This is a genomic window from Streptococcus oralis subsp. oralis, from assembly GCF_000960035.1.
Lineage (GTDB): Bacteria > Bacillota > Bacilli > Lactobacillales > Streptococcaceae > Streptococcus > Streptococcus oralis_G.
In genome coordinates this window covers 772,325-797,969 of the sequence record NZ_JYGR01000005.1, presented here as the reverse complement: position 1 = coordinate 797,969, position 25,645 = coordinate 772,325, and the positions used below count along the sequence as shown (strand labels likewise).

Here is a 25,645-nt window from a genome sequence, read left to right as displayed (position 1 = left end):
TAGTAAAATAGGATTAGAATTTTAAGAAAGTAGGTAATTCGTTGGAGTCGATTATATTTCTAGTATCCGTTTTTTTAGCAGGTATCCTGTCCTTCTTTTCACCCTGCATCTTTCCTTTGCTACCTGTCTATGCTGGTATTTTACTGGATGATCAGGGAAATTCGAAAAGCTTTCACTTTTTTGGAAGAGATGTTGCATGGTCAGGCTTAATCCGGACCTTGTGCTTTATTGCAGGAATCTCCCTCATTTTCTTTATTTTAGGATTTGGAGCTGGATTCCTAGGGCACATGCTCTATGCAGACTGGTTTCGTTATGTTATGGGAGCAGTCATTATCCTTTTAGGGCTTCACCAGATGGAAATCTTACATTTCAATAAACTGGAAGTTCAAAAGACTGTCACCTTCAAACAATCAAAGTCTAATCACTATCTGTCAGCCTTTTTGCTCGGGATAACCTTTAGTTTTGGTTGGACCCCTTGTATCGGACCGGTTTTAAGTTCGGTCTTGGCCCTGGCAGCTTCAGGTGGTAATGGTGCTTGGCAAGGAGCTGTGTTAACATTAGTATACACATTGGGAATGGCCCTTCCTTTCATTGTTTTGGCCTTGGCTTCGGGCTGGATTATGCCCTATTTTAGTAAATTAAAACCCCATATGATTCTACTAAAAAAAATCGGGGGAGCTTTGATTATTTTGATGGGATTATTATTAATGCTAGGGCAGTTAAATGCCTTGTCAGGAATTCTTGGATAAAAGGAGAAGAAAATGAAAAAAGTTATTTTTGCTGGATTGAGCCTCATGTCTATATTCTTGTTGATTGCCTGTGGTGAAAAAGAAACTAAACAGACAAGCAGTCCAAAACAACCTGCAGTACAACAAATCGCAGTTGGTAAGGATGCGCCAGACTTCACCTTGCAGTCTATGGATGGTAAAGAAGTCAAGTTATCAGACTATAAAGGGAAAAAGGTCTATTTGAAATTCTGGGCTTCTTGGTGCGGACCATGTAAAAAAAGCATGCCTGAGCTGATGGAATTAGCTGCCAAACAAGATCGAGACTTTGAAATATTGAGTGTCATTGCACCAGGTCTACAAGGTGAAAAAACAGTTCAAGACTTTCCAAAATGGTACCAAGAACAAGGCTACAAGGATATTCCAGTTCTATATGATACGCAAGCAACTACCTTCCAAGCCTACCAAATTCGTAGTATTCCAACAGAATACTTGATTGACAGTCAAGGTAAAATCGGAAAAATCCAATTTGGTGCTATTAGCAACGCTGATGCAGAAGCGGCTTTTAAAGAAATGAAATAAAGAAAAAATCGCGATTATTCGCGATTTTTTTATAGTTTTTCATTGATAAAGCGGATAAATTGATTCCACCAAACCTTCAAAAAGAAGGCTTTTTCTACTTTCTTTTCAGAAACCATTTCAAAAGATGGTTTGTCGGAAGTGAGATAGCCCTGGCCGACCAAATCCTGATCATCATAGGTCAGAGTACCAACAACCTTTCCTTCTTCTAGTGGAGCCATTTCTGATGTTGATTTCGGTGTGAATTGGAGGGCTGGTGTAGTACCGCTTCCGATGCGTTGGACGATGGAAATATCTGACTTAGCGACAGCTGTCACATTATCTTCTTTACCATCCAGAACTGTTACTTTACTATCATTGTATGCTTCACCTTTCTGAACGACGGTTTTTAAGGCAAAGTTTGCAGAAATATAATCTAAAAGTGCTGAAGTAGCAGTAAAACGTGCATAAGGGTTGGTATCTTGTTGATCTGCATTCAAAACAACCGTAATAATACGCATCCCTTTCTCAACAGTTGTTCCCACGAATGAAGCACCAGCTTTATCAGTAGTACCTGTCTTTAGTCCATCAATACCACCACGATAGGCAGGCATTCCCTCCAACATATAGTTGGTTGAGTGGATTTCAAGTCCTGCAAAGGTAGAAGTTGGTTTTTTTGTGATTTCCAAAACTTGAGGATAATCTCGGATGAGGTTACGAGCGACGATTGCAACATCGTAGGCACTCAACTTGTTTTCATCGTCTTTTTTAGAACCAGGATAGATATTATCGCCAAGTGTCTCATTATTTAAACCAGTAGTGTTTACAATAGTTGCATCTTGAATTCCCCATTCAAGAAGTTTAGCCCTCATCTTGTCTACAAAGTCTTTCTCAGAACCAGCAATCTTTTCTGCTAGTGCAATCGCAGCACTGTTCGCGCTGGATACCATTGTAGCCTCTAATAGTTGTTCAACAGTATAATTTCGAGCTTCCATAGGGACGTTACTCGCCTCAGAATTAGTTGTAAGTTTGTAAGGATAGTCCGAAATATCAACAGGTGTTGACAGGCTAATAGTTCCTTGTTCCAGAGCTTCATAGACCAAATAAACTGTAACCAGTTTCGTAATAGAAGCAATTTCTACAGGCTGATTCGCATCTTTCTCATAGAGGATTTTTCCAGTTGTAGCCTCGACAGCAATGGCATGTTTAGCAGCAACATCAAACTCCTGAGCAGAAACAGTAGAAGCTGTTCCAAAAACTAAAAGTGTCATAAAAGATAAAATTATTTTTTTCATATTAGCTTTATTTTATCATAAAGAAAAAAAATATTCTCGCTTTTTTACTAAAGCCATCTTATCTTTTTCAGAAATATGGTAAAATAGAGAGAAGGAGGATACCTATGTTCCGTAGAAACAAATTATTTTTTTGGACAGCTGAAATTTTATTATTAACACTGATTTTCTATCTTTGGAGAGAAATGGGAGCCATCATTACTCCCTTTGTGACAGTTGTGAATACTATCATGATTCCATTTTTGCTTGGTGGATTTTTTTACTACATTACAAATCCAGTCGTTACTTTCTTAGAAAAGAGATGTAAGATCAATCGTCTAATTGGTGTCTTGGTCACTCTTTGTGCCTTGATTGGTGCTATCGTTGTAGGGGTCGTTTATCTCTTGCCGATTTTGATTAATCAGTTGACCAGCTTGATTATTTCTAGTCAAAACATCTATAGTAGACTACAAGATTTAATCATCGATTTGTCCATGAATCCAGTCTTCCAAAATATTGATATTCAACAAACAATTCAACAACTGAATCTCTCCTATGTGGATATCCTCCAGAATATCCTTAATAGCGTTAGCAACAGTTTAGGAAGCGTTCTTTCAGCCTTGTTTAGTACAGTTCTGATTCTCATTATGACCCCTGTATTCTTGATTTATTTCTTGTTGGATGGTCATAAGTTGCTACCAATGTTGGAACGTACCGTCTTAAAGCATGACAAATTGAATCTTTCTAGCCTTTTAACCAATCTCAATACAACTATAGCCCGTTATATCAGTGGAATTGCGATTGATGCGGTTATTATTGGATTTTTAGCCTATATTGGCTATAGCGTTATCGGATTAAAGTACGCCCTAGTTTTTGCTATTTTCTCTGGAATCGCAAATTTAATTCCTTATGTTGGTCCAAGTATTGGCTTAATTCCAATGGTAATTGCGAATGTGTTCACGGATCCTCATCGTATGTTGATTGCGGTTGCTTATATGCTTATTATTCAACAGATTGACGGAAATGTTCTCTATCCACGTATCGTTGGAGGGGTTATGAAAGTACATCCGATTACGATTTTGGTGCTCCTTTTACTGTCAAGTAATATCTACGGTGTCATAGGGATGGTCGTAGCAGTGCCTACTTACTCCATTTTTAAGGAAATTACTAAGTTCCTGGCGAAATTATATGAAAACCATAAAGAAGCTAGGGAACTGGAAAAAATAGAATCCAATTAAAATCAGGGAAACCTGATTTTTTTGATGAAAATACTATCTCTCAAACAAAGATAAGTTTGAATTCATATTGCCATAAAGAAGCAGAAGAACAGGATTTGATAAGATTTAGATTAATTCACAAAATATGTGTAAAACACTTGCAATTTAGCAGAAATTTGATAAAATAGTAAGGAAAGTTAGACTGTATTGCCTACTGTCTATCTATAAAATATATTTTATTGGAGGCTTTTACTCAAATGGCAAAAGAAAAATACGATCGTAGTAAACCACACGTTAACATTGGTACTATCGGACACGTTGACCACGGTAAAACTACTTTGACTGCAGCTATCACAACTGTATTGGCACGTCGCTTGCCTTCAGCAGTTAACCAACCTAAAGACTATGCGTCTATCGATGCTGCTCCAGAAGAACGCGAACGCGGTATCACTATCAACACTGCACACGTTGAGTACGAAACTGAAAAACGTCACTACGCTCACATCGACGCTCCAGGACACGCGGACTACGTTAAAAACATGATCACTGGTGCTGCTCAAATGGACGGAGCTATCCTTGTAGTAGCTTCAACTGACGGACCAATGCCACAAACTCGTGAGCACATCCTTCTTTCACGTCAGGTTGGTGTTAAACACCTTATCGTCTTCATGAACAAAATCGACTTGGTAGACGACGAAGAATTGCTTGAATTGGTTGAAATGGAAATCCGTGACCTCTTGTCAGAATACGACTTCCCAGGTGACGATCTTCCAGTTATCCAAGGTTCAGCTCTTAAAGCTCTTGAAGGTGACTCTAAATACGAAGACATCATCATGGAATTGATGAACACTGTTGATGAGTACATCCCAGAACCAGAACGTGACACTGAAAAACCATTGCTTCTTCCAGTCGAAGACGTATTCTCAATCACTGGACGTGGTACAGTTGCTTCAGGACGTATCGACCGTGGTACTGTTCGTGTCAACGACGAAATCGAAATCGTTGGTATCAAAGAAGAAACTCAAAAAGCAGTTGTTACTGGTGTTGAAATGTTCCGTAAACAACTTGACGAAGGTCTTGCCGGAGATAACGTAGGTGTCCTTCTTCGTGGTGTTCAACGTGACGAAATCGAACGTGGACAAGTTATCGCTAAACCAGGTTCAATCAACCCACACACTAAATTTAAAGGTGAAGTCTACATCCTTACTAAAGAAGAAGGTGGACGTCACACTCCATTCTTCAACAACTACCGTCCACAATTCTACTTCCGTACTACTGACGTTACAGGTTCAATCGAACTTCCTGCAGGTACTGAAATGGTAATGCCTGGTGATAACGTGACTATCGACGTTGAGTTGATCCACCCAATCGCCGTAGAACAAGGTACTACATTCTCTATCCGTGAGGGTGGACGTACTGTTGGTTCAGGTATGGTTACAGAAATCGAAGCTTAATTCGATTAAGTTCCCAGAAGAACAATTATTTAAGTCAGACACTAAAAGAATCTTGCCTTGCAAGGTTCTTTTTTTCTTCTCCTTACTCTATTTGAAGTGCTTCTACTCTAGCAGTATAATAGTTTTTTTGGTATAATAAAAGTTATGGAAATCGAAAAAACCAATCGTATGAACGCCCTTTTTGAATTTTATGCGGCGCTTTTGACAGACAAGCAGATGAACTATATTGAACTCTATTATGCTGATGATTATAGTCTTGCTGAGATTGCTGAAGAGTTCGGTGTCAGTCGTCAGGCTGTCTATGATAATATCAAGCGGACGGAAAAGATTCTAGAAGATTATGAGATGAAACTGCACATGTATTCGGACTACATTGTCCGCAGTCAGATTTTTGACCAGATCTTGGAGCGTTATCCCAAGGATGACTTTCTGCAGGAGCAGATAGAAATTTTAACAAGTATTGATAATAGAGAATAAGTATGGGGAGTATAGTCATCTACAAAGGTATACCCTGTAAACTATTAGCTGCTGAGACTCCTTTTCCCACAAGGCTACAAATCCTCTCGTCTGATTCTATCTTTCGAGCTCTTCAAGAGGGATTTAGCTGTTGGGGATATCCAAATGAGATAATGAAAGAAGTCACTCCAGAAGAACTTGTTTGTTTACAAGATTTTGGACGTTTTCCACCGAATTAATGAAACATAGGAGAAAAAAATGGCATTTGAAAGTTTAACAGAACGTTTACAGAACGTCTTTAAAAATCTACGTAAAAAAGGAAAAATATCTGAGGCTGATGTCCAGGAAGCAACCAAAGAGATTCGTTTGGCCTTGCTGGAAGCCGACGTTGCCTTGCCTGTTGTGAAGGACTTTATCAAGAAGGTTCGTGAACGTGCAGTCGGACACGAGGTCATTGATACACTCAATGCAGCCCAACAGATTATCAAAATCGTTGATGAGGAATTGACAGCTGTTCTAGGTTCTGATACGGCAGAAATTATCAAGTCACCAAAAATTCCAACCATTATCATGATGGTCGGTTTGCAGGGGGCTGGTAAAACGACATTTGCTGGTAAATTGGCTAATAAACTCAAGAAGGAAGAAAATGCACGTCCTTTGATGATTGCTGCGGATATTTATCGTCCAGCTGCCATCGACCAGTTGAAGACACTTGGACAACAGATCGATGTGCCTGTTTTCGCTCTTGGAACAGAAGTACCAGCTGTTGAGATTGTTCGTCAAGGTTTGGAGCAAGCGCAGGCCAACCACAACGACTATGTTTTGATCGATACGGCAGGGCGTTTGCAGATTGATGAGCTCTTGATGAATGAGCTTCGTGATGTTAAGGCCTTGGCTCAACCAAATGAAATCCTGCTCGTCATTGATGCCATGATTGGTCAGGAAGCGGCCAATGTTGCGCGTGAGTTTAATGCTCAGTTGGAAGTGACTGGGGTTATTCTTACCAAGATTGATGGGGATACTCGTGGTGGTGCAGCTTTGTCTGTTCGTCACATCACTGGAAAACCAATCAAGTTCACTGGTACGGGTGAAAAGATAACAGATATTGAAACCTTCCACCCAGATCGTATGTCAAGTCGTATCCTTGGCATGGGGGATATGCTGACCTTGATCGAGAAAGCATCTCAAGAATACGATGAGCAAAAAGCTCTTGAAATGGCTGAGAAGATGCGTGAGAACACCTTTGACTTCAATGATTTCATTGACCAATTAGATCAGGTGCAAAATATGGGGCCAATGGAAGACTTGCTCAAGATGATTCCAGGTATGGCTAACAATCCTGCCCTTCAAAATATGAAGGTGGATGAGCGCCAGATTGCGCGCAAACGTGCCATTGTGTCTTCTATGACACCTGAAGAACGCGAAAACCCTGATCTGTTAAATCCAAGTCGTCGCCGTCGTATCGCTGCTGGTTCTGGAAATACCTTTGTCGAAGTCAATAAATTTATCAAGGACTTTAACCAGGCCAAACAGCTCATGCAAGGTGTCATGTCTGGGGATATGAACAAGATGATGAAGCAGATGGGAATCAACCCAAATAACCTTCCAAAAAATATGCCAAATATGGGAGGGATGGATATGTCTGCCCTTGAAGGCATGATGGGACAAGGTGGAATGCCGGATATGTCAGGTCTCGGAGGAGCAGGCATGCCAGATATGAGCCAGATGTTTGGTGGCGGACTCAAAGGTAAAATCGGCGAATTTGCCATGAAACAGTCTATGAAACGTATGGCCAACAAAATGAAAAAAGCGAAGAAAAAACGTAAATAAAAAATGAAAGCAGAAGTGCTACCTAAAAAAGAACTCTGAATCCGATTCAGAGTTCTTTTGTGTTTGATTGGTTTATTCCCACTCAACAGTTGCAGGTGGTTTACTTGTAATATCGTAGACGATACGGTTAACGTGGTCAACTTCATTTACGATACGAACTGAGATTTTCTGGAGAACTTCCCAAGGAATCTTGGCAAAGTCAGCTGTCATACCATCGATAGAAGTGATCGCACGAATGGCGATGGTGTAGTCATAAGTACGACCGTCACCCATAACACCGACTGAACGAACGCCTGTGTTGACAGTAAAGTATTGCCAGATATCGCGGTCAAGACCAGCTTTAGCGATTTCTTCGCGAAGGATAGCATCAGACTCACGAACAGTTTCTAGTTTTTCTTCAGTGATTTCACCCATGACACGGATAGCAAGTCCTGGTCCTGGGAATGGTTGGCGCCATACGATGTGGTCTGGCATACCAAGCTCTGTACCGAGAGCACGGACTTCGTCTTTATAAAGAGTGTTCAATGGTTCAATCAATTCAAACTGCATATCTTCTGGAAGTCCACCAACGTTGTGGTGTGACTTGATAGTTTGAGCAGTATCAGTTCCAGACTCAATCACGTCAGTGTATAGTGTTCCTTGAGCAAGGAATTTCACATCTTTTAGCTTACTTGCTTCGTCATCAAAGACATAAACAAACTCGTTTCCGATAATCTTCCGTTTTTGTTCAGGGTCAGAAACACCTGCAAGTTTATCAAGGAATCGTTTAGCAGCATCTGCCTTGACGATATTCAACCCAAACTTACCACCAAGCATGTCCATAACTTGGTCTGCTTCCCCTTTACGGAGAAGACCGTGGTCAACAAAGATACAGATCAATTGATCGCCGATTGCTTTCTGGAGAAGAACGCCAACGACAGAAGAGTCAACACCACCTGATAGGCCGAGAAGAACACGCTTGTCACCTACAGTCTCACGGATTTTCTTGATCTGCATATCGATGAAGTTGTCCATTGACCAGTCGCCTTTAGCCTGACAGATGTTAAGGGCAAAGTTGCGAAGGATATCATTCCCGTATACAGAATGGCGAACTTCTGGGTGGAATTGAATACCATAGATGTGCTTGTCAGGGTTTTCAATAGCTGCATAAGGACAGTCAGCAGAAGTTCCAGTACGAACGAAATCAGCTGGAATCTCTGTAACAGCATCGCCATGGCTCATCAAAACAATCTGTTCTTCAGGAGTCCCTTCAAAGAGGGCAGAAGTGGTATGGGTAAGTGGTGATTGGCCATACTCGCGGTTACCAGCATCACCTGCAGGTACAACTTTTCCTCCAAGTTTATGAGTTAAAAGTTGCATACCATAGCAGATTCCCAAAATTGGAATGCCCAGTTCAAAAATTTCTTGGTCAATATCAAATGAACCATCTTCGTATACAGAGTTTGGTCCACCAGAGAGGATGATCCCTACAGGGTTAATCGCACGAACCTCTGCGGCTGAGATTTTATGGCTTTTTAGCTCTGAAAAAACACCGATTTCACGAATACGGCGTGAAATCAGCTGGTTGTATTGGCTACCATAGTCCAGCACGATGATTTTTTCGACATCTTGCAAATCAGTTGAAATGTTGCTCATCTTTTTCCTTTCTCAAAAGAAATATCTTTTTCAATATTCTATCACAAATAGGGGCGAATTACCAACTAAACAAGGCAAAGTTTGACTTTTTCTTAGCAAATACGGTACAATGGAGAAAATAAAGAAAAGAAGTGAGAATCATGTTACCAGCTTATATGAAAATCCACGATCAGATCAAGAAGGATATAGATGAGCATCATTGGAAAATTGGAGAGAGACTTCCAAGTGAGCGAGATTTAGCTGAACAGTTTCAAGTTAGCCGGATGACATTACGCCAAGCCATCTCTCTCTTGGTTGAGGAGGGGGTTTTGGAGCGTCGTGTAGGAAGTGGGACTTTTGTTTCTAGCACTCGAGTTCAAGAAAAAATGCGGGGAACCACTAGTTTTACGGAGATTGTCAAATCCCAAGGGAAAGTTCCCTCTAGTCAGCTCATTTCTTACAGAAGAACCATTCCAAATGAGCAAGAGGTCGCTAAACTAGGGATTACTCCGACAGAGAATATTATTCGAATGGAACGGGTGCGTTACGCTGATCAAGTTCCTCTGGTCTATGAAGTAGCTTCTATCCCCGAAAAGTTTATTAAGAATTTTAAAAAAGAAGAAGTAACCAGTCATTTCTTTCAGACCTTGCAAGAACATGGTTACCGAATTGGAAAATCCCAACAGACAATTTATGCGAGATTGGCTAAGGAAAAGATTGCCCATTACTTAGAAGTCGAGAAAGGGCATGCCATTTTAGCCTTGACTCAGGTCTCTTATCTTGAAGATGGGACGGCTTTCGAGTATGTAAAGAGTCAATACGTGGGCGAGCGCTTTGAATTTTATCTTGAAAATAACTAGTCTAGAAAGGCTAGTTTTTTATTTTAGAAAAGATTAGAATTGTCAAAACAATCTGTCTATGCTTGATTTTATCTATTATTTACTATAAAATGAGAAGGAAAAACGTCAAACTTTTATATTGCAAATAGGAGAAAAAATGACAAAAACATTAAAACGTCCTGAGGTTTTATCACCTGCAGGAACTTTAGAGAAGCTGAAAGTAGCTGTTCAATATGGTGCGGACGCAGTCTTCATCGGTGGGCAGGCCTATGGTCTTCGTAGCCGTGCAGGAAACTTCACCTTTGAACAGATGGAAGAAGGCGTGCAGTTCGCTGCTAAGTACGGTGCCAAGGTCTATGTGGCTGCTAACATGGTTATGCACGAAGGAAACGAAGCTGGTGCAGGCGAATGGTTCCGTAAGTTGCGTGACATCGGAATTGCGGCAGTTATCGTGTCAGATCCGGCCTTGATTATGATTGCAGCAACAGAAGCACCAGGTCTAGAAATCCATCTTTCAACTCAAGCCAGTGCAACTAACTATGAAACTCTAGAGTTCTGGAAAGAACTTGGTCTAACTCGCGTGGTTTTGGCCCGTGAAGTTTCCATGGAAGAATTGGCAGAGATTCGCAAACGTACAGATGTTGAGATTGAGGCCTTTGTCCATGGAGCCATGTGTATTTCTTACTCAGGTCGCTGTACGCTTTCAAACCACATGAGTATGCGAGATGCTAACCGCGGGGGCTGTTCTCAGTCTTGCCGTTGGAAATACGACCTCTACGACATGCCCTTTGGTCAAGAACGCAAGAGTCTTAAAGGTGAAATCCCAGAAGAATTTTCGATGTCTGCCGTCGATATGTCTATGATTGACCATATCCCGGATATGATTGAAAATGGTGTAGACAGTCTTAAAATTGAAGGTCGTATGAAGTCGATTCACTATGTTTCGACAGTAACAAACTGCTACAAGGCGGCTGTGGATGCTTATCTAGAAAGCCCTGAGAAGTTTGAGGCTATCAAACAAGACTTGGTGGACGAGATGTGGAAGGTTGCTCAACGTGAACTGGCAACAGGTTTCTACTACGGTACGCCGTCTGAAAATGAACAGTTATTTGGCGCACGTCGTAAAATTCCTGAATACAAGTTTGTCGCTGAAGTGGTTGCTTATGATGATGCGACTCAAACGGCAACCATTCGTCAACGGAACGTAATCAACGAAGGTGACCAAGTTGAGTTTTATGGACCAGGTTTCCGTCATTTTGAGACTTATATAGAAGATCTTCATGATGCCAAGGGCAATAAAATCGACCGTGCTCCAAATCCAATGGAACTCTTGACAATCAAGGTCCCACAACCTGTTCAAGCAGGGGACATGGTCCGCGCTCTCAAGGAAGGTCTTATCAATCTCTATAAGGAAGATGGAACCAGCGTTACAGTTCGTGCCTAGAGAAGGAAATGTGAATGAATCAAGCACAAGGTTTGTTAGTTGATAATGAAGGTAGATGTATTCATTACCATGGTGAAAAGGATATCGTTTCCCTCCAGTGTTATGAGTGTAAAAAATACTATGCTTGTTATCAGTGCCACAATGCTATGGAAACGCATTTGTTTTCGCCCTATCCCTTGATGCTTTCTGAGGATCGACCGATCTTATGTGGGGGTTGTAAGAGGACAATGACTTTCCAAGATTACCAAAAACAGATGGCTTGTCCTTACTGCAGTGCACCATTTAATCCAGGTTGTAAACAACACTATTCCTACTATTTTAAATAAAATGAATCGATCCAAGTTCTTAACTTGGATTTTTCAGTTTGTTTCAGAAAATATAGTAAAATCAAGAAAAACACGCAAACTAAAATGTAAAAACTTTCTATAGAATAGGGTAAAAATAGCAAAAATAGAAATAAATCAGCTGAAACGCTTCCAACGTAAGTAAAAAGTTGACAAATCAAAATTTTAGGACTAAACTAAGTAAGTAAATTTTAAATAAAAGGAGAATTCATCATGAATTTAACATTTTTCGGTCTTTGTCTTGCCTGTATGGGTGTATCTCTTGCAGAAGGTATGTTGATGAACGGTTTGTTCAAATCAGCAGCTCGCCAACCAGACATCATCCCACAATTACGTAGCTTAATGATCATGGGGATTGCCTTTATTGAAGGAACGTTCTTGGTTACCCTCGTCTTTTCATTCGTCATCAAATAGACAAATGGAACGAGAAGAAAAGGGAGGATTCTAGATGGAAGAAAGTATCAATCCAACCATCAATATTGGTCCTGTTACCTTTGATTTAACCATGTTAGCCATGACCTTGTTGATTGTGGGAGTTGTTTTTGGCTTTATCTATTGGGCAAGTCGCAATATGACTTTGAAACCCAAAGGAAAGCAAAATGTACTTGAGTATTTCTATGACTTCGTTATTGGATTTACAGAACCTAACATTGGTAAAAGCTACATGAAAGACTACTCGCTCTTTTTCCTTTGTCTATTTCTATTTATGGTACTGGCAAATAACCTCGGTTTGATGGCGAAACTTCAAACTACAGATGGGACAAACCTTTGGACATCGCCAACTGCAAATCTCCAGTTTGACTTGGCCTTGTCATTTGGAATTATCCTGATGACCCATATTGAAGGGATTCGTCGCCGTGGGATTAAAAAATATCTAAAAGCCTATATCACACCTGGCTTTATGACTCCCATGAATATCTTAGAAGAGTTTACCAACTTTTTATCACTTGCCTTGCGGGTGTTCGGAAATATCTTTGCTGGAGAAGTGATGGCTAGTTTGCTAATCACTCTATCTCATCAAGCTCTATATTGGTATCCAGTTGCTTTTGGTGCTAACTTGGCTTGGACAGCCTTTTCTGTCTTTATTTCCTGCATCCAAGCCTATGTGTTTACCATGTTGTCTTCTATGTACTTAGGAAATAAGATAAATGATGGAGAAGAGTAGAAAGGAGTAACAGATGCACGTAACAGTAGGTGAATTAATTGGTAACTTTATTTTAATCGCTGGCTCTTTTATCCTTTTGATTGTCTTAGTTAAGAAATATGCGTGGTCAAACTTGACAAGTGTCTTCGAAGAAAGGGCAAATAAAATTGCTGCTGATATTGATGGAGCTGAACAGGCTCGTCAAAAAGCAGAAACTCTTGCCCAAAAACGTGAAGATGAATTGGCTGGTAGTCGCAACGAAGCCAAAACAATCATTGAAAATGCTAAAGAGACTGCAGAGAAGAGTAAAGCAGATATTCTGGCAGATGCTAAAGTAGAAGCAGGTCGCTTAAAAGAGAAGGCGAATCAAGAAATTGCTCAGAATAAAGCTGAGGCTTTGCAAAGTGTTAAGGGAGAGGTGGCAGATTTGACGATTAGTCTCGCTGGTAAAATCATCTCAAAAAACCTTGACAGTCATGCTCATAAGGAACTCATTGATCAGTATATCGATCAGCTAGGAGAAGCCTAATGGACAAGAAAACAGCAAAGGTAATTGAAAAATACAGCATGCCTTTTGTCCAATTAGTGATTGAAAAAGGAGAAGAGGACCGGATTTTTTCAGACTTGGATCAAATCAAGCAAGTCGCAGAAGAAACGGGCTTACCTTCTTTTTTAGCTCAGGTGGCAGTTGATGAGTCTGATAAGGAAAAAACAGTTGGTTTCTTTCAAGACTCTGTCTCACCTTTAATGCAAAACTTTATTCAGGTTCTGATTTACAATCACAGAGCAAATCTTTTTTATGATATCATTGTTGATTGTTTGAATCGTCTTGAAAGAGAAACCAATCAGTTTATAGTCACGATTTCTTCAGCTCATCCTTTAACAGATGAACAGAAGGAACGTTTGCTTCCCTTGATAGAGAAAAAAATGTCTCTGAAAGTACGGAGTATTAAAGAACAAATTGATGAAGGACTCATTGGTGGTTTTGTCATTTTTGCTAATCACAAGACAATTGATGTGAGTATTAAACAACAACTTCGAGTTGTTAAAGAAAATTTGAAATAGAAAGTGGTGTTCTTTTGGCAATTAACGCACAAGAAATCAGCGCTTTAATTAAGCAACAAATTGAAAATTTCAAACCCAATTTTGATGTGTCTGAAACAGGTGTTGTAACCTATATCGGGGACGGGATTGCGCGTGCTCACGGTCTTGAAAATGCCATGAGTGGAGAGCTGTTGATCTTTGAAAACGGCTCTTATGGGATGGCACAAAACTTGGAGTCTACAGACGTTGGGATTATCATCCTTGGAGACTTTACAGATATTCGTGAAGGTGATACTATTCGCCGTACAGGTAAAATTATGGAAGTACCTGTTGGGGACAGCCTAATCGGACGTGTTGTCGACCCACTTGGTCGTCCAGTTGATGGTCTTGGTGATATCCATACTGACAAGACTCGTCCAGTAGAAGCGCCAGCTCCTGGCGTTATGCAACGTAAGTCTGTATCAGAACCATTGCAAACAGGTTTGAAAGCTATTGACGCCCTAGTACCGATTGGTCGTGGTCAACGTGAGTTGATTATCGGTGACCGTCAGACAGGGAAAACAACCATTGCGATTGATACAATCTTGAACCAAAAAGGGCAAGATATGATCTGTATCTACGTAGCAATTGGACAAAAAGAATCAACAGTCCGTACACAAGTAGAAACACTTCGTCAGTACGGTGCCTTGGACTACACAATCGTTGTGACAGCCTCTGCTTCACAACCATCTCCATTGCTCTTCCTAGCTCCTTATGCCGGAGTTGCTATGGCGGAAGAATTTATGTACCAAGGCAAGCATGTTTTGATCGTTTACGATGATCTTTCAAAACAAGCGGTCGCTTATCGTGAACTTTCCCTCTTGCTTCGTCGTCCACCAGGTCGTGAAGCCTTCCCAGGGGATGTTTTCTACCTTCACAGTCGTTTGCTTGAGCGCTCAGCTAAAGTTTCTGATGAACTTGGTGGTGGATCTATTACAGCCCTACCATTTATCGAGACACAAGCTGGAGATATCTCTGCCTATATCGCAACCAACGTGATTTCTATCACTGACGGACAAATCTTCCTTGGTGATGGTCTCTTCAATGCGGGTATTCGTCCAGCCATCGATGCGGGTTCATCTGTATCCCGTGTAGGTGGTTCAGCACAGATTAAAGCTATGAAGAAAGTTGCTGGTACACTCCGTATCGACCTTGCTTCATACCGTGAGTTGGAAGCCTTCACTAAGTTTGGTTCTGACTTGGATGCAGCAACACAGGCTAAGTTGAACCGTGGACGTCGTACTGTGGAAGTATTGAAACAACCTGTTCATAAACCACTACCTGTTGAGAAACAAGTAACCATTCTCTATGCTTTGACACATGGTTTCTTGGATACGATTCCTGTAGATGACATTGTTCGTTTTGAGGAAGAGTTCCATACTTTCTTTGATGCTCATTATCCAGAGATTTTGGAAACCATTCGTGAAACAAAAGACTTGCCAGAAGAAGAAGTCTTGGATGCTGCGATTACAGAGTTTCTCAATCAATCCAGCTTCCAATAAGAATAGAGGTGTCAGATGGCAGTATCTCTAAATGATATTAAAACAAAAATCGCCTCAACCAAAAACACTAGTCAAATCACTAATGCCATGCAAATGGTATCGGCTGCCAAACTCGGTCGCTCTGAAGAAGCAGCTCGCAACTTCCAAGTTTACGCTCAGAAAGTTCGTAAGCTTTTGACGGATATTCTGCATGGTAACGGATCTGGTGGTTCTACCAATCCGATGCTGATCAGTCGCCCAGTTCAGAAAACAGGCTATATCGTTATCACTTCAGACCGTGGCTTGGTTGGAGGTTATAATGCTTCCATCCTTAAAGCCGTTATGGAGTTGAAAGAAGAATACCATCCAGATGGTAAAGGTTTTGAAATAATCTGTATTGGTGGTATGGGAGCTGATTTCTTTAAGGCTCGTGGTATTCAGCCAATCTATGAACTACGTGGTTTGGCAGATCAACCTAGTTTTGATGAAGTTCGTAAAATTATTTCAAAAACGATTGAGATGTACCAAAACGAACTTTTTGATGAATTGTACGTCTGTTACAACCATCATGTCAATACTCTCACAAGTCAAATGCGTGTGGAACAAATGCTTCCGATTGTTGACTTGGATCCAAATGAAGCGGATGAAGAGTATAGCTTGATCTTTGAGTTGGAAACGAGCCGTGATGAGATTCTAGAGCAGTTGTTGCCACAGTATGCCGAAAGTATGATTTACGGGGCTATTATCGATGCCAAGACAGCTGAAAATGCTGCAGGTATGACAGCCATGCAAACGGCGACCGATAATGCTAAGAAGGTCATCAATGATTTGACAATCCAGTATAACCGTGCTAGACAGGCGGCGATTACACAAGAAATTACAGAAATCGTAGCGGGGGCTAGTGCCTTAGAATAAGGCTTTGCCTCCCTCGTATCAAAATGAACTTAGGACCTAGTTGAACTAGGAACCGACAGTATCTTATATAGAATAGGAGAAGGAGATGAGTTCAGGTAAAATTGCTCAGGTTATCGGACCCGTTGTAGACGTCTTGTTTGCAGCAGGGGGAACACTTCCTGAGATTAACAATGCACTTGTCGTCTACAAAAATGACGAAAGAAAAACAAAAATCGTCCTTGAAGTAGCCTTGGAGTTGGGTGATGGTATGGTCCGTACGATCGCCATGGAATCAACAGATGGTTTGACTCGTGGAATGGAAGTTTTGGACACAGGCCGTCCAATCTCCGTTCCAGTAGGTAAAGAAACTTTGGGACGTGTCTTCAACGTTTTGGGAGATACCATTGACTTGGATGCTCCTTTCGCTGAGGACGCTGAGCGTCAGCCAATTCATAAGAAAGCTCCAACTTTTGATGAATTGTCTACCTCATCTGAAATCTTGGAAACAGGGATTAAGGTTATCGACCTTCTTGCCCCATACCTTAAAGGTGGTAAAGTTGGACTTTTCGGTGGTGCCGGAGTTGGTAAAACTGTCTTGATCCAAGAATTGATTCACAACATTGCCCAAGAACACGGTGGTATTTCAGTATTTACTGGTGTTGGGGAACGTACTCGTGAAGGGAACGACCTATACTGGGAAATGAAAGAATCAGGCGTTATCGAGAAAACAGCCATGGTATTTGGTCAGATGAATGAACCACCAGGAGCCCGTATGCGTGTTGCCCTTACTGGTTTGACAATCGCTGAATACTTCCGTGATGTAGAAGGCCAAGATGTGCTTCTCTTTATCGACAATATCTTCCGTTTCACTCAAGCTGGTTCAGAAGTATCTGCCCTTTTGGGTCGTATGCCTTCAGCCGTTGGTTACCAGCCAACACTTGCTACGGAAATGGGTCAATTGCAAGAACGTATCACATCAACTAAGAAGGGTTCTGTAACCTCTATCCAGGCTATCTATGTGCCAGCGGATGACTACACTGACCCTGCGCCAGCAACAGCCTTCGCTCACTTGGATTCAACAACAAACTTGGAACGTAAGTTGGTACAGTTGGGTATCTACCCGGCCGTTGACCCTCTAGCTTCAAGCTCTCGTGCCTTGGCACCTGAGATTGTTGGTGAGGAGCACTATGCAGTTGCTGCTGAGGTTAAACGTGTCCTTCAACGTTACCATGAATTGCAAGATATCATTGCTATCCTTGGTATGGATGAACTTTCTGATGAAGAAAAGACCTTGGTTGCACGTGCCCGTCGTATCCAGTTCTTCTTGTCTCAGAACTTTAACGTTGCAGAACAATTTACTGGTCAACCTGGTTCTTATGTGCCAGTAGCAGAAACAGTTCGTGGCTTTAAGGAAATCCTTGAAGGAAAACATGACCAGCTACCAGAAGATGCCTTCCGTGGTGTCGGTTCAATCGAAGACGTCATTGCTAAGGCAGAAAAAATGGGATTTTAAGAGGTGATCTATGGCTCATTTAACTGTCCAGATCGTGACACCAGATGGCCTCGTCTATGATCACCATGCCAGCTTTGTATCGGTACGAACTCTGGATGGTGAGATGGGGATCTTGCCACGACATGAAAATATGATTGCGGTTTTAGCGGTTGATGAAGTGAAGGTGAAACGTATCGATGATGATACTCATGTGAACTGGATTGCAGTGAACGGAGGAATTATCGAGATTGCTAATGATATCATTACTATTGTAGCAGACTCAGCAGAGCGTGCTCGTGATATTGATATCAGTCGGGCAGAACGTGCGAAACTTCGCGCTGAACGAGAAATCGAAGAAGCCCATGACAAGCACTTGATTGACCAAGAACGTCGCGCAAAAATCGCATTGCAACGTGCTATCAACCGTATCAATGTCGGAAATAGACTATAAAAAAATGAACTTGAATTTCAAGTTCATTTTTTTTAATGTGGAAAGTTGATGCAGACTGCTTCAGGGACATGGAAGTCGTTAGAAAGCTCTGCAAGACGACCACTTTTAGGATTGCGCTTAAAGACGGTTGCGTTATCAGAATCTTGATGAACAGCAATGAGAAACTCTTGATCAGGAGTTAGGTCGAAATCACGTGGATTTTTACCATGACTTGGTACAATCTCTAATAATTCCAAGCTACCATCAGCGAGGATTGTATAGACTGCAATGGAATCATGACCTCGGTTGGATACATAGAGGTATTTTCCATCTTTAGAAAGACGAATGGCAGCAGTAGCATTAAAGCCTTCGTATCCATCTGGTAAGGTTGAAATAACTTGCATGCGTTCAAATTCACCAACTCCATCATAAATCAAGACCTCTATAGTGCTATTAAGTTCGCAGATGAGATAGGCAATCTTATAGTGGTGGTGGAAAACGATGTGGCGAGCCCCTGCTCCAGCTTGGCTGTGATAAGTGTAGAGTTTATTTAGTTTTCCCTCTAAGCTAACATCATAGGTTGTTACCTCATCTGTTCCTAGATCACATGTGACAAGGTACTGGTCAGGTGTTAGATCCGTAAAGTGTACATGTGGGGAAGCTTGGTTTTCATGAGGACCTTGTCCACTATGCTGATCTAGATCTGTTTGGATGAGGTTACCATCCGTTTGACGTTTATAAACCAGAACTTGACCCTTATGATAGTTGGCCCCATAAACGAGACCACGCTTTTCATCCACTGCCACATAACAATGGGGGGCGCCTTCTTCAACCACATGATTTAGCAAAGTACCATCAGTCTTGTAAGCAGCGATTCCACCTAAGCCATCCTGGCTCCCTACAGTGTATAAGTGTTTCTGCTGGTCAAAGGCAAGGTAGGTTGGACTTGGTTCAGCAGCAAAAAGTTCAAGATTTGCAAGCTGGCCTGTTTCTGTATCAAAATCTGCCTTGTAAATCCCTTTAGATAAGCGACGAGTGTAAGTTCCAAAATAAACAGTTTCTTTCATGTCCATACCTCTTAATAATGATAAGTTCATTATACCACAAAATTGGCAGTCATGAAGCACTAGATTCATCCATGTAAGCACTTTAAAAAAGAGTTATTTTAGTCTAAAAATGGTATAATGAGAGAATGACAGAAAGGATGTATTTATGGAACATAAAGAGAAACATTTTAGCCTATCTTGGTTTTTTAAGTGGTTTTTAGATAATAAAGCCATCACTGTATTTTTAGTAACCTTGTTACTGGGGCTAAACATTTTTATTCTAAGTAAGATTAGTTTTATCTTTTTACCGGTTTTGGATTTTCTAGGAGTTGTCATGTTGCCAGTTATTTTATCTGGTTTACTTTATTATCTCCTCAATCCGATTGTTGACTGGATGGAGAAACACAAGATCAATCGTGTTCTTGCTATCAGTATAGTTTTTGTCATTATTGGACTTTTTATCATTTGGGGATTGGCAGTCGCAATTCCTAATCTGCAACGTCAAGTCTTAAATTTTGCGAAGAATGTGCCGACATACCTGGAAGATGCTGATAAGGTGATCAATGACCTTGTAACCAAACGCTTGCCAGATGATTTTAGACCACAGTTGGAGCAGGTTCTTTCCAATGTTTCTAGTGAGGCGACCATGTGGGCCAGCAAAATCTCTTCTCAAGCTGTTAACTGGGTTAGCGCCTTTATCAGTAGCGTTTCTCAGGTGATTGTAGCGGTCATTATCGTACCCTTTATGCTCTTCTATCTCTTGCGTGATGGAAAAGGCTTGCGAGATTACCTGACTAAATTCATCCCAAACAAGTTAAAAGAACCTGTCGGACAAGTTTTGTCAGATGTTAATAAACAGTTATCAAACTACGTTAGAGGGCAGGTTACAGTTGCTATTATCGTGGCAATTATGTTTATTATCTTCTTTAAGATTATTGGTCTCAGATATGCTGTGACTCTTGGTATTACGGCTGGTATCCTCAATCTAGTACCTTACTTGGGTAGTTTTCTAGCGATGTTGCCTGCTCTGGTTTTGGGCTTAATAGCGGGCCCTGTCATGCTTTTGAAAGTAATTATTGTCTTTATTATTGAACAAACGATTGAAGGTCGCTTCGTTTCTCCGCTTATTTTAGGTAGTCAGCTAAACATCCATCCAATCAATGTCCTCTTTGTTCTCCTAACTTCAGGTTCTATGTTTGGTATTTGGGGAGTCTTGCTGGGAATCCCTGTCTATGCCTCTGCCAAGGTCGTTATTTCAGCTATCTTTAACTGGTATAAAAAAGTCAGCGGTCTGTATGAAGAAGAAGGGGAGGAAATCAAGAGTGAACAATAGTCAACGCATGCTCCAGGCTTTGGATGAACAGGATTTAACCAAAGCAGATCATTATTTTCACAAAGCCCTCGAAACAGATTCAAGTGAAGTTCTTTACGAACTAGCAAGCTATTTAGAGGGAATTGGCTTTTATCCTCAAGCTAAAGAAATTTACCAAAAAATCGTTACAGAATTTCCAGAAGTGAATCTGAATTTAGCAAGCATTGCTAGTGAGGATGGCAATGTTGAGGAAGCTTTTGCTTACCTTGAGGAAATCACACCCGAAAGTGACTGGTACGTGTCGGCCTTGGCCTTGAAGGCTGACCTCTATCAATTGGAAGGATTGACAGATGTAGCGCGTGAAAAGTTACTGGAAGCCTTAAATTACTCAGATGATACCTTATTAGTTTTTGGTTTGGCTGAGTTGGATAGCGAGCTAGGGAATTATCAGGAAGCTATTCAGGGGTATGCTCAATTAGACAATCGCTCTATCTATGAGCAAACGGGTGTCTCAACTTATCAACGAATTGGCTATGCTTATGCCCAGTTAGGTAAGTTTGAAGCTGCAACAGAATTCTTAGAAAAAGCTTTAGAATTAGAATACGATGACCAAACTGCCTTTGAACTGGCTAGCCTTTACTTTGACCAAGAAGAGTATCAAAAATCTGTTCTTTACTTTAAGCAAATTGATACCATTTCACCTGATTTTGAAGGATATGAATATGGTTATAGTCAAGCATTGCACAAGGAACATCAGGTGGAAGAGGCCCTTCGTATCGTTAAACAAGGTTTGGAGAAAAATCCATTTGAAACTCGGCTCTTGCTAGCTGCTTCACAGTTTTCGTATGAATTGCATGATCCTAGTGGTGCTGAGCAGTTTCTCCTTACTGCAAAAGAAGATGCAGAGGATACAGAAGAAATATTTCTTCGCCTTGCAACCATTTATATGGAACAAGAGCGGTACGAAGATATCATCGCTCTCCAAAGTCAAGAACCTGAAAACCTCCTGACCAAGTGGATGATTGCCCGTTCTTATCAGGAAATTGAGGATTTAGATAAGGCCTATGAGTTCTATCAGGAACTATCGCTTGATCTCAAGGATAATCCTGAATTTCTGGAGCAGTATACTTATCTTTTGCGTGAATTGGGGTATTTTGAAGAAGCCAAAGTGCAAGCTGAAGCTTATTTAAAACTCGTTCCAGATGATGTTCAGATGCAAGAACTATTAGAGACACTTTAAGGATTTCTATTTTTTGTAAAATTTTATTAACAGAAACGAATGACTTTAAATGAATGATTTGAAAGACCTCAGAGGTCTTTTCTTTTTTACTAATATAATATAAATGTTAGAATTTCTTATAGCCAATTTAGATGAAGTTTTGAACGATGAAAGCCTGCTACACCCTATAAAATAAGAGTTTAAAGGTATGATTTGAACATCGAACTACTATGAAATACTTGACAAATTTATATAAGAATATATAATAATAAACAGGGGAATCTATCCCCAAAAATAAAGGAGGCAAATGTTGTGAAAAAGATTAATAAAAAACTTTCTCATGCATTCATGGCGCTATTGTTAGTAGCTTCAGTATTTATCCCAGTACTAAGAACTAGCAATGTGGTTAAAGCTGCTGAACTACCATCTAGTAGCTATACGCTAACGACAGTACCGACAATTAACAATAATAAGTTAGTTGATGGTGCAGAGTATGGTGAAGGGAAATTTTACCTTCAAACCACTTACAAATTCGACAACTCAACAACGTTGAAGAATGGTGACTTTATGGTTTATAAAGTTCCAAATGAATTCAAAATTGAAACAGATTCAACTACTGAAATCTTTGGTAACGATGGAGTCACTAAAGTTGCTGAGTTAACGACAAATAAGTCTGTAAATACAGCGACTGTAACGGTAACTAACGAAGATTATTTTGCTAACTTACCTGAAGAGAAACAAATTTCGGCCTTATTTACTGTTGTATGGGCTGATAATGTTGAACTCAATAAATCATATCCAATCGACATTCCTGGAGCAGGAGTATACAATTTGACTCGTATTGTTCCAGATGAGGATCCAACAGGATTTACTAAATGGGGAGTTCAAGATACGAACGATCCAAATTATATTAATTGGTATATTCGCGTAAACAAATATGCAAATCCTTATGAAGGCGTTTCGATTCAAGATACAATCCCTGAAGGGCAAGTATTAGCTAGTGAGATTACAGGTTACTACTTTACTGAATGGGGTAAGGATGAACATCATCCTCTTTTGAATCCAAGTCACATTGTTGTTCAAGATTCTAATCGCTTCACTATTACTCCAAATGGTAATGGTGATCTAACCAACCAAGGTTTGTATGTAGTTTATAAGACTCGTATCACAGCTCCAGTTGATAATACAACAAAGAAAGCTTTCAATAACGTTAAAATTACGACTTCGACTGAAAACTTTGATGTAGAAGGTTTTGCACCATTAACCACAACTGAAGGTATTAGTTCTGGTTCACGTTCTACAGAAGTTTCATTTGAGGTTTCTAAGCAGTTAAAAGGAAAAGACTTAGCTGCTGAAGAATTTAGCTTCCAACTACTTGATCCAAACGGTTCAGTTGTTGAAACTGTTAAGAATGATAAAGATGGCAAAGTGAAATTTAAAGCCGTTAAATTCTCTACAGTGGGTACTTATAAGTATCAGATCAAAGAAGTTAATGATCAAAAACCAGGTTTTGCTTACGATGATAAGACTATTAACGCAGAAGTTACTGTAACAGATGTTTATGGTGAGAAGTTTGCAAGTGTTAAATATGACAATAAAGTTTTTGTAAATTCGTATTCTGCTAAATCTGCAACAACTTCAATTACTGCTAAAAAAGTCCTAAATGGTAAAACTCTTGAGGCAGATAAATATGAATTTGAATTGAAAGAAGGCGACAAACTTGTATCTACAGCTAAGAATGCTGCAGACGGAACAGTTGCTTTCCCAGCGATTAAATACACTGCTGCAGGAACTCACACCTACACGATCACTGAAAAAGATGGTGGTGAAGCTGGTGTAATTTATGATAAAAATGCTTATACAGTAACAGTAAAAGTTGTAGACAATGGTCAAGGTCAACTTGTAGCAACAGTTACAGGTAATAATCCAACCATCACAAATACTTATGTTGCTGAGACTCCGGGTTCTTCAGATAACAAACCTAAACAACCAGAAGAAAATAAAGAACTACCAAATACTGGTACATCTGAAATGACTATCTTGCTTACTGTTGTAGGAGTAGTACTTGCATTTGGTTCCATTCTCTTATTCCGTTTCAAAAAAGTTAAATAATCTAGTTGAAAAATTTTGATGCCCTTGCTATGGCATCATCAAAGAGCCACTTGTATGGATAGTAGAAATGATACTATTCTTATAAAGTGGTTCTTTTTTTATATCTCTAGAGGTATGAAGTGAATGAGAGTAAATAGAGTTTTATATCATTGAAATCTTTATAGATATTTGATAAAAAAATTTGATCATTGTTCTCTCAGAATTAGAAGTTAAACCTATATTCTCGTCTAGAATCCTTATAATTCTTCGAATTCTGTAAGATGATATTTCGCTCTTATTTCTTAGATAAAGGTGTATAGTTCAAGAATTATAGAATTTTTTTACAAAAACCCTTGCTAAATTGTTTATTTATGCTATAATAGGAACAATAATTTTTAGGAGGTGCAGTATGTCTTATATGTTTGAGATATTACCAAGTTTATTGAACGGTGCAAGTATGACTCTTCAAGTCTTTGCTCTGGTCTTGATCTTTTCAATTCCTTTAGGTATTGTCGTTGCCTTTGCTTTGCAAGTTCGTTGGAAACCCCTCCATTATCTGATTGACCTTTATATTTGGGTGATGCGAGGGACTCCATTGCTCTTGCAATTAATCTTTATTTACTATGTTCTCCCTAGTATTGGGATTCGTTTAGATCGTTTGCCTGCTGCTGTGATCGCTTTTGTATTGAACTATGCAGCCTACTTTGCAGAAATCTTTCGTGGAGGGATTGAAACCATACCCAAAGGACAGTATGAAGCTGCTAAGGTCTTGAAGTTTAGTCCATTTGACACAGTGCGCTATATCATTCTTCCTCAGGTTACAAAGATTGTCTTACCGAGCGTCTTTAATGAAATTATGAGTTTGGTCAAGGATACTTCATTGGTTTATGCCCTTGGGATTTCAGATTTGATTTTGGCAAGTCGGACAGCAGCCAATCGAGATGCTAGTCTTGTTCCTATGTTCTTAGCCGGGGCGATTTATTTGATTATGATTGGTCTTGTAACCATTGTAGCGAAAAAACTTGAGAAGAAGTACAGTTATTACAGATAGGAGGATTGCTATGTTAGAATTACGAAATATCAACAAGGCCTTTGGTGGCAAACAAATCTTAACCAATTTCAGCCTATCAATTCCTGAAAAGCAAATCCTTGCAATCGTAGGTCCATCAGGAGGCGGAAAGACAACCCTATTACGTATGCTAGCTGGACTGGAAACCATCGATTCGGGGGAAATCTACTATAACGGCGAATCGCTAGCTATAGACGAACTAGAAAAGCGCAATCTTCTGGGATTTGTTTTCCAAGATTTTCAACTCTTTCCGCATTTGTCAGTTCTAGATAACTTAACTCTGTCGCCCATAAAAACGATGAGCATGGAGAAGGAAGTTGCTGAGAAGAAGGCGCGTGGTTTGTTAGAACAGCTTGGGTTAGCTGGGCACGCAGATGCCTTTCCGTTCTCACTTTCAGGTGGGCAAAAACAGCGGGTGGCCTTAGCGCGCGCTATGATGATAAACCCAGAAATTATTGGATATGATGAGCCTACATCGGCCTTAGATCCAGAATTGCGATTAGAAGTAGAAAAACTTATCCTTCAAAATAAAGAGCGTGGGATGACTCAGATTGTTGTGACCCACGATCTTCAGTTTGCGGAAAACATTGCTGATCAGATCCTTAAGGTTGATCCAAAGTAGGAATAGGAGG

26 protein-coding genes are annotated in these 25,645 nt (G+C 40.3%); 23 read left to right on the top strand and 3 right to left on the bottom strand.

What is annotated here, in order from left to right; translation table 11 throughout:
- Positions 1-41 precede the first annotated feature (41 nt).
- Both ccdA2 and sdbB read left to right on the top strand, forming a co-directional pair.
- Complete coding sequence (gene ccdA2, locus TZ92_RS07155; protein WP_033629861.1) at positions 42-749, top strand: thiol-disulfide oxidoreductase-associated membrane protein CcdA2; 708 nt, start codon at positions 42-44, stop codon at positions 747-749.
- A gap of 12 nt (positions 750-761) precedes the next feature.
- Positions 762-1,307 carry a thiol-disulfide oxidoreductase-associated lipoprotein SdbB gene (gene sdbB, locus TZ92_RS07150; protein WP_033629860.1) on the top strand — a complete coding sequence of 182 codons (546 nt, stop codon included), beginning with the start codon at positions 762-764 and terminating at the stop codon, positions 1,305-1,307.
- A gap of 29 nt (positions 1,308-1,336) precedes the next feature.
- On the opposite strand, the gene pbp3 is transcribed toward sdbB, so the two are convergent.
- The gene (pbp3, locus tag TZ92_RS07145) at positions 1,337-2,578 is read right to left on the bottom strand and encodes a D-alanyl-D-alanine carboxypeptidase PBP3 (RefSeq protein WP_002874503.1); all 1,242 of its coding nucleotides are present in this window, start codon (positions 2,576-2,578) and stop codon (positions 1,337-1,339) included.
- A gap of 104 nt (positions 2,579-2,682) precedes the next feature.
- Here pbp3 and TZ92_RS07140 point away from each other — a divergent pair, with 104 nt between their 5' ends.
- The 5 genes from TZ92_RS07140 to ffh all read left to right on the top strand — a co-directional run bounded on the left by TZ92_RS07140 (position 2,683) and on the right by ffh (position 7,511).
- Positions 2,683-3,792 (top strand): AI-2E family transporter, encoded by a 1,110-nt coding sequence (locus TZ92_RS07140; protein ID WP_033629859.1) that lies wholly within the window; start codon positions 2,683-2,685, stop codon positions 3,790-3,792.
- A 236-nt stretch (positions 3,793-4,028) separates the two neighbouring features.
- The gene (gene tuf / locus TZ92_RS07135) at positions 4,029-5,225 is read left to right on the top strand and encodes an elongation factor Tu (RefSeq protein ID WP_001040720.1); all 1,197 of its coding nucleotides are present in this window, start codon (positions 4,029-4,031) and stop codon (positions 5,223-5,225) included.
- A gap of 144 nt (positions 5,226-5,369) precedes the next feature.
- Positions 5,370-5,702 carry a putative DNA-binding protein gene (locus TZ92_RS07130; RefSeq protein WP_000402066.1) on the top strand — a complete coding sequence of 111 codons (333 nt, stop codon included), beginning with the start codon at positions 5,370-5,372 and terminating at the stop codon, positions 5,700-5,702.
- A gap of 2 nt (positions 5,703-5,704) precedes the next feature.
- Positions 5,705-5,920 (top strand): hypothetical protein, encoded by a 216-nt coding sequence (locus TZ92_RS10350; RefSeq protein WP_000534887.1) that lies wholly within the window; start codon positions 5,705-5,707, stop codon positions 5,918-5,920.
- 19 nt (positions 5,921-5,939) lie between these two features.
- Positions 5,940-7,511, top strand: coding sequence for a signal recognition particle protein (ffh, locus tag TZ92_RS07120; protein WP_033629858.1), 1,572 nt, complete (start codon positions 5,940-5,942; stop codon positions 7,509-7,511).
- Between the two features lie 72 nt (positions 7,512-7,583).
- On the opposite strand, the gene guaA is transcribed toward ffh, so the two are convergent.
- Positions 7,584-9,146 (bottom strand): glutamine-hydrolyzing GMP synthase, encoded by a 1,563-nt coding sequence (guaA, locus tag TZ92_RS07115; RefSeq protein WP_033629856.1) that lies wholly within the window; start codon positions 9,144-9,146, stop codon positions 7,584-7,586.
- A gap of 140 nt (positions 9,147-9,286) precedes the next feature.
- Here guaA and TZ92_RS07110 point away from each other — a divergent pair, with 140 nt between their 5' ends.
- The 11 genes from TZ92_RS07110 to TZ92_RS07060 all read left to right on the top strand — a co-directional run bounded on the left by TZ92_RS07110 (position 9,287) and on the right by TZ92_RS07060 (position 18,297).
- Positions 9,287-9,985: a GntR family transcriptional regulator gene (locus tag TZ92_RS07110; protein ID WP_033629854.1), complete on the top strand. Its 699-nt coding sequence runs from the start codon at positions 9,287-9,289 to the stop codon at positions 9,983-9,985.
- 136 nt (positions 9,986-10,121) lie between these two features.
- Complete coding sequence (locus tag TZ92_RS07105) at positions 10,122-11,408, top strand: peptidase U32 family protein (RefSeq protein ID WP_000169095.1); 1,287 nt, start codon at positions 10,122-10,124, stop codon at positions 11,406-11,408.
- Between the two features lie 14 nt (positions 11,409-11,422).
- Positions 11,423-11,734 carry a CHY zinc finger protein gene (locus TZ92_RS07100; RefSeq protein WP_033629853.1) on the top strand — a complete coding sequence of 104 codons (312 nt, stop codon included), beginning with the start codon at positions 11,423-11,425 and terminating at the stop codon, positions 11,732-11,734.
- A 231-nt stretch (positions 11,735-11,965) separates the two neighbouring features.
- Positions 11,966-12,166, top strand: a complete 201-nt coding sequence (locus TZ92_RS07095) for a F0F1 ATP synthase subunit C (protein WP_001054556.1) — start codon at positions 11,966-11,968, stop codon at positions 12,164-12,166.
- A 34-nt stretch (positions 12,167-12,200) separates the two neighbouring features.
- Entirely contained in the window at positions 12,201-12,917 is a 717-nt protein-coding gene (atpB, locus tag TZ92_RS07090; RefSeq protein ID WP_000392869.1) for a F0F1 ATP synthase subunit A, read from the top strand.
- 13 nt (positions 12,918-12,930) lie between these two features.
- Positions 12,931-13,425, top strand: a complete 495-nt coding sequence (gene atpF, locus TZ92_RS07085) for a F0F1 ATP synthase subunit B (protein ID WP_000558543.1) — start codon at positions 12,931-12,933, stop codon at positions 13,423-13,425.
- Complete coding sequence (locus TZ92_RS07080) at positions 13,425-13,961, top strand: F0F1 ATP synthase subunit delta (RefSeq protein WP_000358982.1); 537 nt, start codon at positions 13,425-13,427, stop codon at positions 13,959-13,961. Before atpF ends, TZ92_RS07080 begins: the two co-directional genes overlap by 1 nt.
- Before the next feature lie 14 nt (positions 13,962-13,975).
- Entirely contained in the window at positions 13,976-15,481 is a 1,506-nt protein-coding gene (gene atpA, locus TZ92_RS07075; RefSeq protein ID WP_033629851.1) for a F0F1 ATP synthase subunit alpha, read from the top strand.
- A 15-nt stretch (positions 15,482-15,496) separates the two neighbouring features.
- The gene (locus tag TZ92_RS07070; protein WP_033629850.1) at positions 15,497-16,375 is read left to right on the top strand and encodes a F0F1 ATP synthase subunit gamma; all 879 of its coding nucleotides are present in this window, start codon (positions 15,497-15,499) and stop codon (positions 16,373-16,375) included.
- Positions 16,376-16,460: 85 nt separating this feature from the next.
- Entirely contained in the window at positions 16,461-17,867 is a 1,407-nt protein-coding gene (atpD, locus tag TZ92_RS07065) for a F0F1 ATP synthase subunit beta (RefSeq protein WP_033629849.1), read from the top strand.
- 10 nt (positions 17,868-17,877) lie between these two features.
- Positions 17,878-18,297 carry a F0F1 ATP synthase subunit epsilon gene (locus tag TZ92_RS07060; protein WP_000940836.1) on the top strand — a complete coding sequence of 140 codons (420 nt, stop codon included), beginning with the start codon at positions 17,878-17,880 and terminating at the stop codon, positions 18,295-18,297.
- 32 nt (positions 18,298-18,329) lie between these two features.
- Here TZ92_RS07060 and TZ92_RS07055 read toward each other — a convergent pair whose 3' ends face one another.
- Complete coding sequence (locus TZ92_RS07055) at positions 18,330-19,343, bottom strand: lactonase family protein (RefSeq protein ID WP_033629848.1); 1,014 nt, start codon at positions 19,341-19,343, stop codon at positions 18,330-18,332.
- A 145-nt stretch (positions 19,344-19,488) separates the two neighbouring features.
- Between TZ92_RS07055 and TZ92_RS07050 the strand changes: the two genes are divergently transcribed.
- From TZ92_RS07050 to TZ92_RS07030, 5 genes are all read left to right on the top strand, one after another.
- Entirely contained in the window at positions 19,489-20,655 is a 1,167-nt protein-coding gene (locus tag TZ92_RS07050) for an AI-2E family transporter (RefSeq protein WP_013670236.1), read from the top strand.
- Entirely contained in the window at positions 20,645-21,874 is a 1,230-nt protein-coding gene (locus TZ92_RS07045) for a tetratricopeptide repeat protein (RefSeq protein ID WP_033629847.1), read from the top strand. The genes TZ92_RS07050 and TZ92_RS07045 overlap by 11 nt, the downstream gene beginning before the upstream one ends.
- Before the next feature lie 291 nt (positions 21,875-22,165).
- Positions 22,166-23,965 carry a Spy0128 family protein gene (locus tag TZ92_RS07040; protein WP_033629846.1) on the top strand — a complete coding sequence of 600 codons (1,800 nt, stop codon included), beginning with the start codon at positions 22,166-22,168 and terminating at the stop codon, positions 23,963-23,965.
- 388 nt (positions 23,966-24,353) lie between these two features.
- The gene (locus TZ92_RS07035; RefSeq protein WP_000121156.1) at positions 24,354-24,995 is read left to right on the top strand and encodes an amino acid ABC transporter permease; all 642 of its coding nucleotides are present in this window, start codon (positions 24,354-24,356) and stop codon (positions 24,993-24,995) included.
- A 10-nt stretch (positions 24,996-25,005) separates the two neighbouring features.
- Positions 25,006-25,635, top strand: coding sequence for an amino acid ABC transporter ATP-binding protein (locus TZ92_RS07030; RefSeq protein ID WP_000891744.1), 630 nt, complete (start codon positions 25,006-25,008; stop codon positions 25,633-25,635).
- Positions 25,636-25,645 lie beyond the last annotated feature (10 nt).